The sequence below is a fragment of the Plantibacter sp. H53 genome (assembly GCF_001650455.1).
In the GTDB taxonomy this organism is placed as follows: Bacteria; Actinomycetota; Actinomycetes; order Actinomycetales; family Microbacteriaceae; genus Plantibacter; species Plantibacter flavus_A.
The window spans coordinates 16,168-32,416 of sequence record NZ_LWCT01000009.1; the positions used below are offsets into that span (position 1 = coordinate 16,168).

General features: G+C 69.3%; 10 protein-coding genes. 8 read left to right on the plus strand and 2 right to left on the minus strand.

The annotated features are described in order from the left end of the window. Positions 1-16 precede the first annotated feature (16 nt). On the plus strand, positions 17-1,183 hold the full coding sequence (gene rhaI / locus A4X17_RS06565; RefSeq protein WP_175118044.1) for an L-rhamnose isomerase: 1,167 nt from the start codon (positions 17-19) through the stop codon (positions 1,181-1,183). A 163-nt stretch (positions 1,184-1,346) separates the two neighbouring features. Here the strand turns inward: rhaI and A4X17_RS06570 are convergent, their stop codons facing one another. Next, on the minus strand, positions 1,347-2,180 hold the full coding sequence (locus A4X17_RS06570) for an alpha/beta fold hydrolase (protein WP_064294873.1): 834 nt from the start codon (positions 2,178-2,180) through the stop codon (positions 1,347-1,349). A 148-nt stretch (positions 2,181-2,328) separates the two neighbouring features. Here A4X17_RS06570 and A4X17_RS06575 point away from each other — a divergent pair, with 148 nt between their 5' ends. From A4X17_RS06575 to A4X17_RS06605, 7 genes are all read left to right on the plus strand, one after another. Next, positions 2,329-2,919: a TetR/AcrR family transcriptional regulator gene (locus tag A4X17_RS06575; RefSeq protein WP_064294948.1), complete on the plus strand. Its 591-nt coding sequence runs from the start codon at positions 2,329-2,331 to the stop codon at positions 2,917-2,919. A 197-nt stretch (positions 2,920-3,116) separates the two neighbouring features. Next, positions 3,117-3,875 carry a DeoR/GlpR family DNA-binding transcription regulator gene (locus tag A4X17_RS06580; protein ID WP_064294874.1) on the plus strand — a complete coding sequence of 253 codons (759 nt, stop codon included), beginning with the start codon at positions 3,117-3,119 and terminating at the stop codon, positions 3,873-3,875. A 178-nt stretch (positions 3,876-4,053) separates the two neighbouring features. Then, the gene (locus A4X17_RS06585; RefSeq protein ID WP_064294875.1) at positions 4,054-6,093 is read left to right on the plus strand and encodes a bifunctional rhamnulose-1-phosphate aldolase/short-chain dehydrogenase; all 2,040 of its coding nucleotides are present in this window, start codon (positions 4,054-4,056) and stop codon (positions 6,091-6,093) included. After that, positions 6,090-7,553 (plus strand): rhamnulokinase family protein, encoded by a 1,464-nt coding sequence (locus tag A4X17_RS06590; RefSeq protein WP_064294876.1) that lies wholly within the window; start codon positions 6,090-6,092, stop codon positions 7,551-7,553. Before A4X17_RS06585 ends, A4X17_RS06590 begins: the two co-directional genes overlap by 4 nt. 9 nt (positions 7,554-7,562) lie before the next feature. Then, complete coding sequence (locus A4X17_RS06595) at positions 7,563-8,495, plus strand: 2-hydroxyacid dehydrogenase (RefSeq protein WP_064294877.1); 933 nt, start codon at positions 7,563-7,565, stop codon at positions 8,493-8,495. 121 nt (positions 8,496-8,616) lie between these two features. Then, on the plus strand, positions 8,617-9,453 hold the full coding sequence (locus A4X17_RS06600) for a FadR/GntR family transcriptional regulator (RefSeq protein ID WP_064294878.1): 837 nt from the start codon (positions 8,617-8,619) through the stop codon (positions 9,451-9,453). Further along, positions 9,446-10,786, plus strand: a complete 1,341-nt coding sequence (locus A4X17_RS06605; protein WP_082915977.1) for an alpha-hydroxy acid oxidase — start codon at positions 9,446-9,448, stop codon at positions 10,784-10,786. The genes A4X17_RS06600 and A4X17_RS06605 overlap by 8 nt, the downstream gene beginning before the upstream one ends. Positions 10,787-11,020: 234 nt before the next feature. On the opposite strand, the gene A4X17_RS06610 is transcribed toward A4X17_RS06605, so the two are convergent. Next, the gene (locus A4X17_RS06610; protein ID WP_082915978.1) at positions 11,021-16,231 is read right to left on the minus strand and encodes an SdrD B-like domain-containing protein; all 5,211 of its coding nucleotides are present in this window, start codon (positions 16,229-16,231) and stop codon (positions 11,021-11,023) included. Positions 16,232-16,249: the final 18 nt, after the last annotated feature.

Below are 16,249 nucleotides of genomic sequence, written 5' to 3' on the forward strand. Positions count from 1 at the left end.
GCACAGAGAAGTGACCATGACCAGTTTCGACACCATCACCCCCCTGCTCGAGAAGCAAGCCATCGAACTCCCCTCCTGGGCGTTCGGGAACTCCGGCACCCGCTTCAAGGTGTTCACGACGCCCGGCACCCCGCGGACGCCTGAGGAGAAGATCGCCGACGCCGCCAAGGTGCACGAGTTCACCGCCCTCGCGCCGAAGGTCGCACTCCACATCCCGTGGGACCTCGTGGACGACTTCAGCGCGCTCCGTCGCTACGCCGAGGACCACGGCGTCGCGCTCGGCACGATCAACTCGAACACCTTCCAGGACGAGGACTACAAGTTCGGCAGCCTGACCCACAGCAACCCGGTGATCCGTCAGAAGGCGATCGACCACCACTTCGCCTGCATCGACGTCATGCACGCGACCGGCTCGCAGGACCTCAAGATCTGGCTCGCCGACGGCAGCAACTACCCGGGCCAGCAGGACATCCGCGGCCGGCAGGACCGCCTGGCCGACTCGCTCCAGCAGATCTACGCCCGCCTCGGCGAGGAGCAGCGACTCGTGCTCGAGTACAAGTTCTTCGAGCCGGCGTTCTATCACACCGACGTCCCCGACTGGGGAACGTCCTACGCCCAGGTGGCCCAGCTCGGTGACCAGGCCCTCGTCTGCCTCGACACCGGCCACCACGCGCCTGGCACGAACATCGAGTTCATCGTCGCCCAGCTCCTGCGTCTCGGGAAGCTCGGCTCGTTCGACTTCAACTCGCGCTTCTACGCCGACGACGACCTCATCGTCGGTGCAGCCGACCCGTTCCAGCTGTTCCGGATCCTCTACGAGGTCGTCCGCGGCGGCGGCCTCGACGACGACTCGCCGGTCGCGTTCATGCTCGACCAGTGCCACAACGTGGAGGACAAGATCCCCGGTCAGATCCGCTCGGTGCTGAACGTGCAGGAGATGACCGCGCGCGCACTGCTCGTCGACCGCGACGCACTGACGGCGGCACAGGAGGCCGGCGACGTGCTCGGCGCGAACGGCATCCTCATGGACGCGTTCTACACCGACGTCCGCGGGCCGCTCGCCGCCTGGCGCGAGAGCCGCGGCCTGCCCGCCGACCCGTTCGGCGCCTACCTGGCCTCGGGCTACCAGCAGCACATCGCCGAGGAGCGCGTCGGCGGGACGCAGGCGAGCTGGGGCGCTTAGGCACACCCGAGCACGAGGAAGCCCCGCGACCGACCCGGTCGCGGGGCTTCATCCACATCCGGACGTTCACAACTCAGGACGCGCGCGGCGTGTCACCCCGGGTGCGCCGGCCGAGCTCACCGACGCGCCGGAACGGACCTGAATTGCGAACCGACCGAGCCGACTACTTCGCGAGGAAGGCGAGCAGCTGCTCGTTGACCTCGCGGTAGTGGGTCCAGAGCATGCCGTGCGGGGCGCCCTCGATCTCGACGTACTCGGCGGAGGGCAGCGCCTTCGCGAACACGCGACCGGTGGAGTCGATCGGCAGGACGCGGTCGCCGGTGCCGTGGACGATGAGCGACGGGACGTCGATCTTCGCGACGTCGGCCCGGAAGTCGGTCAGCCAGGTCGGCTGCGCCGCGACCGACGCGTACGGCGACGCGTTGTAGGCGAGCTGCGTGTTGGCCCGCAGCGCCTCCTCGCTCAGGCGCGAGCCGAGGTTCTCGTCCGTGTTGAAGAAGTTCTCGAAGAAGCTGGTGAAGAACGCGTAGCGGTCGTCGGTGACGGCGGCGAGGAGCCCGTCGAACACGTCCTGCGGGACGCCCGTCGGGTTGTCATCGGTCTGCAGCAGGTACGGCTCGAGCGATCCGAGGAAGACGGCCTTCGCGACGCGCTCCGAGCCGTAGGTGCCGAGGTAGCGGCCGACCTCGCCGGTGCCCATCGAGAAGCCGACCAGGACCGCGTCGTGGAGGTCGAGCCCGTCGACGACGGCCTTGAGATCGGCGGCGAAGGTGTCGTAGTCGTAGCCCTCGGTGGGCTTGGAGGACTTGCCGAAGCCGCGGCGGTCGTAGGTGATGACGCGGTAGCCGGCGTCGAGGAGCGCCGCGGTCTGCTTCTCCCACGAGGAGCCGTCGAGGGGGTAGCCGTGGATGAGGACGACGGGCTGGCCGCTGCCGTGATCCTCGACGTAGAGCTCCACGGAGGTGCTGTTCTCGGTTCCGACGGTGATGAACGACATGGTTCGATTCCTTTCGTCTTCGGCGTCCGGGCTCGTCGCCCGGTTCCACGCCCCGAATTGAGAACGATCGTTCTCTTCGGTGTCCATCAGCATAGGGAACGATCGTTCTCGATGCAAGTACACTGATGGAATGACCAGCGAACAGATGATGACCATCGCGTCGCCGAGCCCGGCGAGCGCACCCGCGACACCGGCCTCCGTGCGCGACATCATCGTCGACGCCGCCGACCGCCTGTACTACGCGAAGGGCATCCAGTCCGTCGGCATGGACGAGCTGCGCTCGGCGGCAGGCGTATCGCTGAAGCGCCTGTACTCGGAGTTCCCGAGCAAGGAGGACATCGTCCTCGCGGTCATGGAGTACCGGCACGCGATCTGGACCACCGGCGTCAGCGCCCTCGTGGACGACGCCGAAACGCCCCGAGACCGCCTCCTCGCGATCTACGACTACCTGGCCGGCTGGTTCAGTGACGACTCGTTCCGCGGCTGCGGATTCATCAACACCTTCGGGGAGCTCGGGGGCGTCTCGCCGGCGGTCGCCACCATCACCCGCGAACACAAGGCGTCCTTCCAGGACTACGTCGCCGACCTCGTCGCCGACGCCGGCGCGCCGGCATCACTCGCACCCCAGCTCGCGATCCTCGCCGAGGGCGCCCAGACCACCGCCGCCATCACGGGTTCCCCTGAGGCCGCGCTGCACGCTCGTCGCGCCGCCGAGACGCTCATCGACGCCGCCTCCTGAGATACCTCGGCGTCCGTGACGCACGCTGGTTCGCAACTCAGGACGCTTGCGGCGCGGCGCGGCGCCACGCCGCGTCACGCGACCAACGCGCCGAAGGCCTCCTGAGTTCTGAACCAGACCGAGACCTCCCCCCGCTGTGACATCCTGTTCACACGGACACGAACGGACACGTCCGACACCGAAGGACAGGGGGCGGCATGGCCACGACCGGCACGCTCGGCGCCGAGGAACGGCGGACCCGGCTCACCGCGATCCTCGAACGCGACGGCAGCATCCGCCTCGACGACGCGGCTGCGGAGCTCGACGTGTCCTCGATGACCGTGCGACGCGACCTCGCCGACCTCGAGCAGCTCGGCCTGGTACGGCGCGTCCGGGGCGGGGCGATCCCGACCCTGCGCCCGAGGACCTTCACCGAGCGGTCCGCGACGGGCGTCCGCGAGAAGGGCGCGATCGTCGAGAAGCTCCGGTCACTCATCCCGACGGACGGCGCGATCGCGATCGACGCCTCCAGCACGGCCGGCGGCATCAGTCGACTGCTCGGCGAGTCGACGCTCACGGTGGCGACCAACTCCTACCCGAACTTCCTCCTCGCCGGCGCGAACCGCGAGATCACGGCCATCCTCGTCGGCGGCCAGGCCGAGCCGCGCACTGACAGCTTCATCGGCCCCATCGCCTGCCAGGCGGCGTCGTCGGTGCTCTACCGGCGCTTCTTCCTGTCGGCCGCCGCGATCGACTCGACCGTCGGCAGTTCGGAGGTCACCCTCGAGGAGGCGCAGGTCAAGCAGGCGTTCGCCCGTGCCTCGGACGAGACGATCCTCGTCGCCGCGTCCTCGAAGCTGGGGCAGCGCGCGATGGCGGTCGGCTTCGCCCTGGCGGACATCGACCTCCTCGTCACGGAACTCGACCCCACCGACCCCGCGCTCGACGCCTACCGCGACGCCGTCGAACTCCTCTGAGCACCCGGCCCCGCACGTCCCGTTCTCAGGAGTCACCCCGCGCGTCGCTCCGCGACGACCGCGACGCGCCACAGCCCTCCTGAGATCGGGACATCCGCCATTGCGAGATCTGTCACTTCGTGTGACACTTAACACGATTGAACACTGGGCACGGACGTGCCCCGACGAAGGAGTGCGAATGTCCGTGAACCCCACCGCTGCAGAGCTCATCGCCCGCAGCAACCGCCTCGGGAGCGACCCGAAGAACACCAACTACGCCGGCGGCAACACCTCGGCCAAGGGCACCGAGATCGACCCCGTCACGGGCGAGCCGGTCGAGCTCCTCTGGGTCAAGGGCTCCGGCGGCGACCTCGGCACGCTGAAGCCCGAGGGTCTCGCGGTCCTTCGCCTCGACCGCATGCGCGCCCTGCAGGACGTCTACCCCGGCCTCGACCGCGAGGACGAGATGGTCGCCGCCTTCGACTACACCCTGCACGGCAAGGGCGGCGCGGCTCCATCGATCGACACCGCCATGCACGGCCTCGTCGACGCGGCCCACGTCGACCACCTGCACCCCGACTCCGGCATCGCCATCGCGACCGCCGCCGACGGCCCCGAACTCACCGCGAAGATCTTCGGCGACAAGGTCGTGTGGGTCCCATGGCGTCGCCCCGGCTTCCAGCTCGGCCTCGACATCGCCGCCATCAAGGCCGACAACCCGCAGGCGGTCGGCACCATCCTCGGCGGGCACGGCATCACCGCCTGGGGCGACACCTCCGAGGAGGCCGAGGCGAACTCGCTGTGGATCATCGACACCGCGGCCGCCTACATCGAGGCGAACTCCCGCCCCGAGCCCTTCGGTCCGGCGCTCGACGGCTACGCGGCCCTCCCCGAGGCCGAGCGTCGTGCGAAGGCGGCGGCCCTCGCGCCCACCATCCGCGGGCTCGCCTCCGCCGACCGTCCCGTCGTCGGCCACTTCACCGACAGCCCCGAGGTCCTCGACTTCCTGGCCTCGGCGGAGCACCCGCGCCTCACCGCACTGGGCACGAGCTGCCCCGACCACTTCCTCCGCACCAAGGTGAAGCCGCTCACGGTCGACCTGCCCGCCACGGCGAGCGTCGAAGACGTCATCGAGCGCCTCGGCACCCTGCACGAGGCGTACCGCGAGGACTACCAGGCCTACTACGACCGCCACGCCACGGCCGACAGCCCGGCGATCCGCGGTGTCGACCCGCTCATCGTCCTCGTCCCGGGCGTCGGCATGTTCAGCTTCGGCAAGGACAAGCAGACCGCCCGCGTCGCCGGCGAGTTCTACGTCAACGCCATCAACGTCATGCGCGGCGCCGAGGGACTCTCGACCTACGCGCCGATCGACGAGGCCGAGAAGTTCGCGATCGAGTACTGGGCGCTCGAGGAGGCGAAGCTGCAGCGGATGCCGAAACCGAAGCCGCTCGCGACCCGCATCGCGCTCGTCACCGGTGCCGCATCCGGCATCGGCAAGGCCATCGCCACGCGTCTCGTCGCGGAGGGCGCGGTCGTCGCGATCGCCGACCTCTCACTGGAGAAGGCGCAGGCCGCGGCAGCCGAGCTCGGCACCACGGACGTCGCGATCGGCATCGCCGCCGACGTCTCGAACGAGGCAGCCGTCCAGGCCGCGATCGACGAGACGGTCCTGGCCTTCGGCGGGCTCGACCTCGTCGTCAACAACGCCGGTCTCTCGCTGTCGAAGTCGCTCCTCGAGACCACCGAGGCCGATTGGGACCTCCAGCACAACGTCATGGCGAAGGGCTCGTTCCTCGTTTCGAAGGCCGCCGCACGCGTGCTCATCGACCAGAAGCTCGGCGGCGACATCGTCTACATCTCGTCGAAGAACTCCGTGTTTGCCGGCCCGAACAACATCGCCTACTCCGCGACGAAGGCCGACCAGGCCCACCAGGTCCGTCTCCTCGCCGCAGAGCTCGGCGAGTACGGTGTGAAGGTGAACGGCATCAACCCCGACGGGGTCGTCCGCGGCTCCGGCATCTTCGCCTCGGGCTGGGGTGCGAACCGCGCGAAGACGTACGGCATCGACGAGCAGGACCTCGGCAAGTTCTACGCGCAGCGCACCATCCTCAAGCGCGAGGTCGTCCCGGAGAACGTCGCGAATGCGGTCTTCGCGATCTGCACGAGCGACTTCAGCCACACGACCGGACTGCACATCCCCGTCGACGCGGGCGTGGCCGCGGCCTTCCTGCGATGAGCGCGGCAGGCCGGAGCGGCACCGTCGCGGCGGTCGACCTCGGGGCCACGAGCGGGCGGGTCATGCTCGGCTACGTCGGCCCCGGCGAGCTGCGCCTCGTACCGGTAGCGCGGTTCCCGAACACGCCCGTCCGCACGCCGGACGGCCTGCACTGGAACATCCTCGAGCTGTACCGCTCGATCATCGCGGGGCTGTCGGGCGCAGCGAAGCAGGAGCCGCACCTGGCGAGCATCGGCATCGACTCATGGGCGGTCGACTACGGCCTCCTCCGGCAGGGGCGCCTCCTCGGCGCACCGTTCCACTACCGCGACGAACGGACGGCTGCAGGTGTCGAGGCGGTCCACGGAACGGTCCCCTTCGCCGACCTCTACCGCGTGAACGGCCTGCAGTTCCTGCCGTTCAACACCGTCTACCAGCTCGCGACCGATCGCGACGCCGGCATGCTCGACGTCGCCGACACCGCGCTCCTGGTGCCCGACCTCATCGCGCACTGGCTGACGGGTGCCCGTGTCGCCGAGGCCACCAACGCGTCGACCACCGGCCTCGTCCGCGCTGGCGAACCGACCGCCTGGGACACCGAGCTCCTCGGCCGGCTCCACATCCCGGCGACGATCCTCCCGCCCATCGTCCAGCCGGGCGATCGCATCGGGACGCTCCTCGAAGCGGTCGCCGCCGAGGTCGGCCTGGCCTCCTCCACCCCCGTCACCGCCATCGGCTCGCACGACACGGCGTCAGCGGTCGTCGCCGTCCCGATGACGACCCCGGATGCCGCCTACATCTCCTGCGGCACCTGGGGACTCGTCGGGGTCGAGCTCGAACGCCCGGTCCTCACCGAGGCGAGTCGAGCGGCGAACTTCACGAACGAGGGCGGCGTCGACGGACGCACCCGCTTCCTGCACAACGTGATGGGACTCTGGCTCCTGAGCGAGTCGGTGCGCACCTGGGAGCGCGGGGGCGAGACGATCGACCTCCCCGGGCTCATCGCCCAGGCCGCCGCGGTCGACGCACCCGTCTCGGTGTTCGATGCGAACGACGCCCGGTTCCTCGCCCCCGGTGACCTGCCGGCGCGCATCGCCGGGTTCCTCACCGAGCACGGGCGGGCGGTCCCGCAGTCCCGTGCCGAGTTCGTCCGGTGCATCATCGAGAGCCTGGCGCAGGCGTTCGCGGACGCCGTCCACACGGCCTCAGAGCTGTCCGGGGTCCAGGTGCGCGCGATCCACGTCGTCGGCGGCGGATCCCAGAACACGCTCCTCTGCCAGCTGACGGCCGACCGTGCGGGGATCCCCGTCATCGCCGGCCCGGTCGAGGCGACGGCACTGGGGAACGTCCTCGTCCAGGCGAGGGCGGTGGGGATCATCGACGGCGACCTCGAGTCCCTGCGCGCCCTCGTCGCCCGTTCCTTCGAGCCGACCCGCTACGAGCCGCGCAAGCCTGCCGGCTCCACGACCGTCAGCCGGTAGCGTCGCAGCATGACCGCTTCTCCACTCATCGTCAGCCTGCCCGCCGACCTGCGCGAGGAGGTGCTGTCGCAGGGACCCCTCCCCGAGGGCGTCGAGTTCGTCGAATGGGATCTGCGCACCGAACCGCCGGTCGAGCACATCGACCTCGTCGTGCCCGTGTACCTCGGCTCGAACAAACCGCTCGCGAACGTCGGTGCGGTGACGCCGAAGCTCGTCCAGGTGCAGTCGATCGGTTACGACGGCCTCGCGGACCTCCTCCTGGAGGGCATCACCCTCGCCAACGCGGCGACCGTCCACGAGGCCTCGACGGCGGAGCTCACGGTCGGGCTCATCCTCGCCTCGCAGCGCGGCATCCCCGACTTCGTGCGGGCCGAGCGGACGGGCGAATGGCTGCAGAGCCAGCGCCCGAGCCTCGCCGACCGCCGCGTGCTCCTCATCGGGTACGGCGGGGTCGGTGCGGCCATCGAGGAGCGCCTGCTCCCGTTCGAGGTGGAGGTCATTCGGGTGGCGTCGAGCGCGCGGGAGGACGAGCGGGGGCCGATCCACGGCATCGACGAACTGCCCGAACTCCTGCCGCACGCGGAGATCGTCATCGTCGTCGTCCCGCTGACCGACAGCACCCGCGGCTTGATCGGAGACGACTTCCTGGCGGCACTGCCCGACGACGCCCTGGTCGTGAACGTCGCCCGCGGCCCCGTCGCCGACACCGACGCCCTGGTGGAGCACGCGACGAGCGGTCGCATCCGACTGGCGCTCGACGTGACCGACCCCGAACCACTGCCCGCCGACCACCCGCTGTGGTCCCTGCCGAACGTGCTCGTCTCCCCGCACATCGGGGGTGCGACGAGCGCCATGCTGCCGCGGATGGCGCGTCTCCTGCGTCGGCAGATCGAACATCTGTTGGCCGACGAGGAGCCGGAGAACATCGTCCTCCGCACCTGAGACGGGCGTCGATATCCGCCGAAACCCCCTCGCAGAGAAATCTGCGAGAAGGGCTCGCGTTGAATCGGTTCAAGAGGTAGGGTTTGTGGTCTGACCACACCGCAGTGTCGAAGGAGGATCGATGAACGCACCAGCGACGGCCGCGCCGGCCGCGGCCCCGGCGACGCAGCCCGCCACCCCAGCGGCGGAGCCCCGGGCCTGGGAGGTCGTGCTCGCCCGCATCGAGTCGGACCTCCTCAGCGGTGTCCTCACCCCCGGTGACCGCCTGCCCGGCGAACGACAGCTCGCGATCGACCTCGGCGTCGGTCGGTCCAGCGTCCGCGAGGCGATCCGCGTCCTCGAGGTTCTGGGACTCATCCGCACCCACACGGGATCCGGCCCCACCGCCGGCGCGATCATCGTCGCCACGCCGTCCGGTGGCATGGCCACCCTCATGCGGCTCCAGGTGGCCGCGCAAGGGTTCGCCGTCCAGGACGTGGTCGACACCCGGCTCGTGATCGAGACCGCGGTCGTCCACAGTCTCGCGTCGCGCGCCGGAACGACCGTCCCCGATCTCACGCACCCCGAGTCCCTGCTCGACGCGATGGACCAGTCGACGCTCACGGAGGCCGAGTTCCTCGCCCTCGACGCGCAGTTCCACCTGTCGCTCGCCGAGGCGGAGGGCAATCAGGTCCTCGTCGCCACGATGTCAGGCCTCCGCGACTCCATCGAGCGCTACGTCCTGGCCGGTGTCCCACAACTGGCGTCGTGGTCAGCCACCGCCGACCGCCTGCGCGCCGAGCACCGGGGCATCGTGGAGGCGATCCGTCACGCCGACGCCCCGCTGGCCCGCGATTCCGTCCGCTCCCACATCACCAACTACTACCAGGCTCGCGAACGGTCAGAAGACGACAGTCCGCACCCCTCGACACCCACCTCAAGCGACAGTTCGCGGAAAGAAGAGACAGACCATGGTTGAACGCCGCATCCCCAAGCCCCATGACCTCCTGCCGCTCATGCAGTTCAGGAAGCCGGAGTTCAACGCTCGCCGGCGACGGCTGGCGGCCGCCACCACCATCAGCGACCTCCGGGCGATCGCGAAGAGGGTCACGCCGACGGCGCCCTTCGATTACACCGACGGCGCCGCCGAGGGCGAGATCTCACTGGCTCGGGCACGGCAGGCGTTCCAGGACATCGAGTTCCACCCGGCCGTCCTGAAGAACGTCGCGAACGTCGACACCGGCTGGGACGTCCTCGGCGAGCGTGTCGCGTTCCCCTTCGGCATCGCGCCGACCGGCTTCACCCGCATGATGCAGACTGAGGGCGAACGGGCGGGGGCCTCCGCCGCCGCGGCCGCGGGGATCCCCTTCACCCTGTCGACCATGGGCACGACCTCGATCGAGGACGTCAAGGCGGCGGCACCCGGTGGGCGCAACTGGTTCCAGCTGTACATGTGGAGCGAGCGCGAACGGTCGATGGCGCTCGTCGATCGCGCGGCCGCGGCCGGCTACGACACCCTCGTCGTGACGGTCGACACCCCGGTCGGCGGCGCCCGCCTGCGCGACGTCCGCAACGGCATGACGATTCCGCCGTCGCTCACCCCGAAGACCATCGTCGACGCGCTCCCCCGCCCGGCATGGTGGATCAACTTCCTCACCACGGAGCCACTGGCTTTCGCGAGCCTCGACCGCTGGTCGGGAACCGTCGCGGCGCTCATCGACACGATGTTCGACCCGACCGTCGGCCCGGACGAGGTCAAATACATCCGCGAGCAGTGGAAGGGCAAGCTCATCGTCAAGGGCGTCCAGTCGGTCGCCGATGCGAAGCTCGCCGTCGACCTCGGTGCGGACGCCGTCCAGCTCTCCAACCACGGCGGCCGCCAGCTCGACCGCGCGCCGATCCCGTTCCACCTCCTGCCGAGCGTCGTGCGCGAGGTGGGCAAGGACGCAGAGGTGCACCTCGACACCGGCATCATGAACGGCGCCGACATCGTGGCCTCCGTCGCGCTCGGTGCGCGCTTCACCTTCATCGGCCGCGCCTACCTGTACGGGCTCATGGCCGGTGGACGCGAGGGCGTCGATCGTGCGATCCAGATCCTCTCGGGTGAGATCGTGCGCACGATGAAGCTGCTGGGTGTCGCCTCGCTCGACGAGCTGCAGCCTCACCACGTGACGCAGCTGTCGCGGTTCACGACCCTGCAGCCGCTGCCCGAGCAGTCGACACTGAGTGCCGGACGCTCCACAACAGCGAAGCCCGCGACGTCGCCCGCCCGCAAGGCTCCTGCGCGGAAGCCCGCAGCCGCGAAGGCGTAACCGTCTCCTCACTCGACCGGCCCCGGTCACCGCGCGCGTCGAAGGATCCTTGTCGACAGGCTTGGTGACCGGGGCCTTGGACGTCCTCGCAGGCGCACAGTTCCGTCCCGAGCTCTCGCCAGACGGCACGCCGCACGACGCGAGCGCGGGGCCGCCTCACGCTTCCGCATGAGACGACCCCGCCGCCGGCCTGGGCCGATCAGTCCTGCCCGAACCCCGGGCAGGACCGTCTCGTCATTCCGTCAGGTCCGAGCCGACCTCCTCACGCTGACGGCGGCGCACGATGAGGCCGAAGCCCAGGGCGATCCCGAGCAGCGCGAGTGCCGCTGCGCCTCCGAGGAAGGCGCCCTCGGCTCCGGTCTTCGCGAGCGGACCGTCCGTCGATCCGGACGAGACGACGGGTGCCGGCGTGTTCGGTTCGGGCGTCTCCGGTACGACGATTCCGACGTACCAGGACTCGGTGGAGGCGGATACCAGCGAGCGAGGCTGCACGCCGTCGTCGAACGATCCAGACCCGTCTTCCGCGGTCGTCGTGACGATCCGGTGGTGTGCGCCGAGCTCGGCGCGCTCCTCGAGATCGACGCTGACCGACGCACCTGGTGCCAGCTCACCGTCGACGGACAAGGCTGACCGGGGCTCCATGCCGTCGTCGAGGACGACGTCCGTGAGTGTCCGCGGACCGGTGTTCGTCACGATGTACGTCCACGTGATGCCGTCAGCAGCCAGGATCTCCGGCCCGGGAGCCTCCTCGACGATTTCGCCGTTCAGCAGCACCTCGACGCTGATCTCACCGGCGGTCGGCAGCTGCACTTCGGCCAGGTCGTCGTCGGAGACCCGCGATCCATCGGCAGCATGTGCTCCCGACGCCGACACCTCGCGCGAGACGAAGCCCGCGTCGATGTCCGACTGCGTGATCGTGGTCTCGAACGTGGTCACTTCGATCGAGCCGGGGGCCAGAGACTCCCAGGTCCCGATCGTCTGCTCGTCGTCGTGGACCTCGACGTTCCGCAGCGTCGGCAGCCCGGCGTTCTCGACGGCGACGGTCCAGTCCACCGTGGCACCGACCGCGACCTCGTCACGGACACTGCCCACGATCGACACCGTCACCGCAGCACCCGTTGCCAGATCGATGGTGACCGAGTCACCGGCCTCGACCGTGTCGCCGGCGAGGTCGACGCCGGACGCGACCGCATCCGTGGTCAAGGACCCTCGATCGATGTCAGCCTGCGTCAACGTGTACTCCACCGTCGCGACCGCGGACTCGCCGAGCTGCAACGTCCCGGGCTCGCCCGGCCACACCACCTCCGGCTCACCCATTCCAGCGAACCGGTCGCGGACCTGGACCTCCGTCAATGCGGTGCCGGCGCTCGTGTTCGTCGCGGTGAGCTCGAACTCGATCACCGAGCCGACGACCAGGTCGCCGTCAGGCAGGATCGCCCGCTCGTCGACCGTGATCGAGGAGTCGATCACACCCTCGTACCAGCTGACGTCCTCAGCACGCACCGGACCCATCGGCCGATCGCCCGCCTCGACACCAACGACCTCCGCGGTGACCGTCTGCTCAGCGAACACCGCGTCGGAATCGACCGTGATCTCGCGGCTCTCGCCCGGGGCGAGCGTCTCGATGACCGCCAGCTCGGACCCGAACGAATCCGAGACGGACAGATCAGCAAGGGTGCGGATACCGGTGTTCGTGACCACGTACGTCCACTCGATCGACTCGCCGACCGTCACCTCAGGACCAGGAGCCGAAACGACATCCTCTCCGTTCAGCAACACCTCGATCGACACCGCACCGGCCACGTCCAGCGGCACCTCCGCAGTGTCCTCATCGGTCACCGACGAACCGTCCGCAGCGTGGAACCCTTCCACCTCCACCGATCGGGATACCAGGCCGGCATCGATGTCGGACTGGGTCAGGGAAGTCTCGAACGTGGTGATCTCGATCGCCGCGGGCGCGAGGGTGTCCCAGCTGCCGATCGACTGTTCGCCATCGCGAACCTCGACATCACGCAGCGTCGGCAAGCCGGCGTTCTCGACGGTGACGGTCCAGTCCACCGCGGCACCGGCCGCGACCTCGTCGCGCACGCTGCCCACGATCGACACCTTCACCGCAGCCCCCGTGACGAGATCGACGGTGATGCTGTCGTCATCGCTGACAGCGCTTCCGAGCGCGTCGGTCCCGGCGACGGTCGCATCGTTGGTCAGGCGACCACGGTCGATGTCGGACTGCGTCACGGTGTAGCTCGCCGTCGCCTGCACGGTCGCCCCGGCAGCCAGCACACCGGATTCGGCGGGCCAGTCGAAGGCGAGTTCGCTCAGGCCCCGGAGGTCGTCGTCCAACTGGACGTCACTGAGGGTTCCTTGCCCGCTGTTCGTGGCGACGAAGGTGTAGTCGATGACCGAGCCGACCTCGAGATCCCCCTCGGGCAACGTCGCACGCTTGTCGAGCACGATGCTCGAGTCGACGGTCTGGTACCCGAACACGAGGTCGTCGCGACCACTTCCCATCGGGACCGTGAACGGACCGGCGACGTCGTCTCGGCGATCCTGCCAACCGGCGGTCTGCAGGTGTGACGCCGGGAGCGTCGTGCCGTCGACGACCACCTCGTACTCCTGGCTGGAAACGAGCCCGTCGATCGAGAACGTCCCGTCCGATGCGGTCGAGCTCTGCTCGATCGCATCGCCGCCGGCCGGACGGAGGTCGAGCCTCACGTCGGCCAGGCCGGGCTCGTCGGCCTGCTGCACGCCGTCGCCGTTCCGGTCGTCGAAGACGACACCGCCGACCGTGGAGCCGACGACCTCGGACGTCTGGTTCGGCGTCCGGAGACGGACCGAGTTCGATCCGAAGTAGGCGTCGGCGCTGTTCTGGTAGACGTCTCCCGCCTCCTGCCCCTCCACCGAGAGGTCGAGACGGAGGCCACCCGCGGCCGTGGAGTTGAACCCGACGTAGACGACACGCACAGCGGTCACGGTGGAGAGATCGGCGTCCTCGGCGAGATCGACCCACTCGACCTCGTCGCCGGGCGCATCGCCGATGAGGCGAGGATCGGCGGTCGTGACCTGCACCGTCGCCGGCTCGACGCCCAACAGGCGAAGGCTCTGGAGCGTGGCGGTCCCCGAGAAGCTGGAGCCGCGGGCGTCGCCGTTGTATGGCAGGACGTCGAGGAACACGACGTTGCCCTCGTAGTTGCTCCGGGTGAAGTTGTACCAATAGGTCGTGAAGTCGATCGACGTGTCGTCGGACTCGATCTGCGGCTTCCCCGCGGCGCCGCTCAGCGAGAGGGTGTCCACCTGCACGACGTTGACACGCGAGGACGCCTGGAGCGCCGTGTCGCCGATGCCGGAGAGGGTGCTCAAGGTGGACAGGGTGCCGTTGGTCCCGCCGGTCCAAGCGTTCGGCTTGACCGGCCGCTGGACCGACACCGTCGTGCCGATGCGAACGGGCTTGAGCGACGTGGACGACGCATCGAGCACGACCGGGGCCGTGCTTTCGAGCGTGACGTACGCGGGAGCGCGGTCGTCGCGGGTGCCGGGGAGGCCATCGGGGCCGAGGTCGGCCTCGCGCACGCCGACGACTCGCCACGCCGGGTCGAGACGCGACACGTCGAAGGCCGTCACCGCGGAGTCGAGTCGCACCTCGGTGCGGACCGCGTCGAAGGTGATGGGCGCAGCGTCGAGGCGTGCGCCGGCCGGTCGAACCAGGCTGGTCTGCGCGATCTGGTCGACGGAGTTGCCACCGACGACCGACGCCGAACCCGCTGCCAGCGAGTGGTTCGTGGTGAACAGCTCGACGCAGGTGCTCGTCCGCTGTCCGCGGGCACCGGTCTCGTCCGCCGTCCAGGTGTGGTTGATCGTGATGCAGGATCCGACCGGCGCACGCGCCTCCAACGGGACACGGACGGACAGCTTGAAGTCTGCGACGCGCCCGATCACGTCCTTCTGCCAACTCTCTCCGAGGTACTGCACGCGCACCCCGGTGATCGCCGTGGGGCCCCCGGCCTCCTGCGGCGTGTCGAACCAGGCGTTGCTCTCGGGGTCCTGCTGATCGGTTCCGTTCGTGTACTGGACGAGGAACCGGTCGGCCGGCTGCTGCTGGAGGGTGCTGTCGCGGACGACACCGAAAGCCACGGCCGGGGTGTCGAGGACGAACTGAGCCTCCTCGGGATTCCAGAACTGGTGGGTGACCAGGTTCGTCAGCCCCTGGCTGCGGGTCTGGCCGGACTCCGCGCGGGTCGGCGGGGTGACCGTCCCCTCGGAGAAGAGCTCGGCGTCCGGCGACACCAGACTGTTGCTCACGCTCGTCCAGCGGGACGCGTTGAGCGGCGGATAGCTCGGCGTTCCGGAGATGTAGCGTGCTGCGGAGATGCCCGCCGTCGGCGGAGCGAGGACCCAGCCGCCCTCTTCGTCGTCCTTCAGGTTCTGCGTCAGACGCGCTGAGGACTGACCACCGATCGCACCGACGATGGTCGAGCCACCGTTGGTGGTCCAATCGGGACCCGTCAGGGTGTAGGGGATCACGATGGCATCGGCCGCCTTCTCAGGGACGTCGTCCTTCGGGTACCAGAGGGTCGGCCGGATGGCCAGGCGGGTGGGAGCCACGTCGCTGATCGGGAGGGAGGTGATCCGTAGGGTGATCTCCTTGCCGTCGACGGAGACGATTTCCGCAAGGTCGCTCTCGAGTTCGACGCCACCGGCGGTGGGACCGTCGTACGTCAGGGTGACGTCGATCGGGAGGTCGATCTCCATGGGCCGCCGCTGTCCGGCTTCGAGCAACGAGGTCAGCTGTACGCCGATGGACAGCGGAATCGCGTCCTCCAGACCGTTCCCGAAGTCGTACTGGCCAAGCGCGTTGGACTGGCCACCGACCGGCGTGAGGTCCGAGCGGTACTCACCCACGGTCGTGAGCGTCCCGCCGGACGCCTCTCGAGCGCCCGTGCCGTCCTCGTAGACGACCGTCGCGTCGTACACCGTGCCGGGGGCCGTCGTGAATCCGTTCATCGTCGCGGTGAGACCGTCGACCGTCACGAGCGACCCCGAGGGGATCGACATCGTCGCACGGAGCGTGCGCCCACCGTCCTCGAGCACGTAGCGGGAGGTGAACGTCGGAGAGTCGTTGTTCAACTTGATGAGGGACGATTCGTCCCAGACCCACCCCTCGGGCAGGGTCTGCGAGGCGACACCGTCGGTGAGTCCGTCGCTTCCGAGCGACCAGGCGAACATCGCCGAGGAGCCGGTCGCGATGAGTCCGTTGTCGGCAGCCGGGTCGAGCGTGCCGACGATGCCGTCGTCCGTGATCGAGAGCTTGAACTCGGTGAACGAGCCGACGGCTTGGAGGTCGGTGGTCGCCGCAGCCGGCGCCGAGAGCACACCACCGAGCGCGGTCGTGATGGCCAGGGTGCCGGCCATGAGTTGCAGGCGCGAACGCCAGCGAGGGGGTTTCATGCTGTTTCCTTCGAGAGA

Excerpts from the sequence above, each read along its gene's own strand:
- rhaI (WP_175118044.1), top strand. The coding sequence starts at position 17 with ATGACCAGTTTCGACACCATCACCCCCCTGCTCGAGAAGCAAGCCATC.
- A4X17_RS06570 (WP_064294873.1), bottom strand. The coding sequence starts at position 2,180 with ATGTCGTTCATCACCGTCGGAACCGAGAACAGCACCTCCGTGGAGCTC.
- A4X17_RS06575 (WP_064294948.1), top strand. The coding sequence starts at position 2,329 with ATGACCATCGCGTCGCCGAGCCCGGCGAGCGCACCCGCGACACCGGCC.
- A4X17_RS06580 (WP_064294874.1), top strand. The coding sequence starts at position 3,117 with ATGGCCACGACCGGCACGCTCGGCGCCGAGGAACGGCGGACCCGGCTC.
- A4X17_RS06585 (WP_064294875.1), top strand. The coding sequence starts at position 4,054 with ATGTCCGTGAACCCCACCGCTGCAGAGCTCATCGCCCGCAGCAACCGC.
- A4X17_RS06590 (WP_064294876.1), top strand. The coding sequence starts at position 6,090 with ATGAGCGCGGCAGGCCGGAGCGGCACCGTCGCGGCGGTCGACCTCGGG.
- A4X17_RS06595 (WP_064294877.1), top strand. The coding sequence starts at position 7,563 with ATGACCGCTTCTCCACTCATCGTCAGCCTGCCCGCCGACCTGCGCGAG.
- A4X17_RS06600 (WP_064294878.1), top strand. The coding sequence starts at position 8,617 with ATGAACGCACCAGCGACGGCCGCGCCGGCCGCGGCCCCGGCGACGCAG.
- A4X17_RS06605 (WP_082915977.1), top strand. The coding sequence starts at position 9,446 with ATGGTTGAACGCCGCATCCCCAAGCCCCATGACCTCCTGCCGCTCATG.
- A4X17_RS06610 (WP_082915978.1), bottom strand. The coding sequence starts at position 16,231 with ATGAAACCCCCTCGCTGGCGTTCGCGCCTGCAACTCATGGCCGGCACC.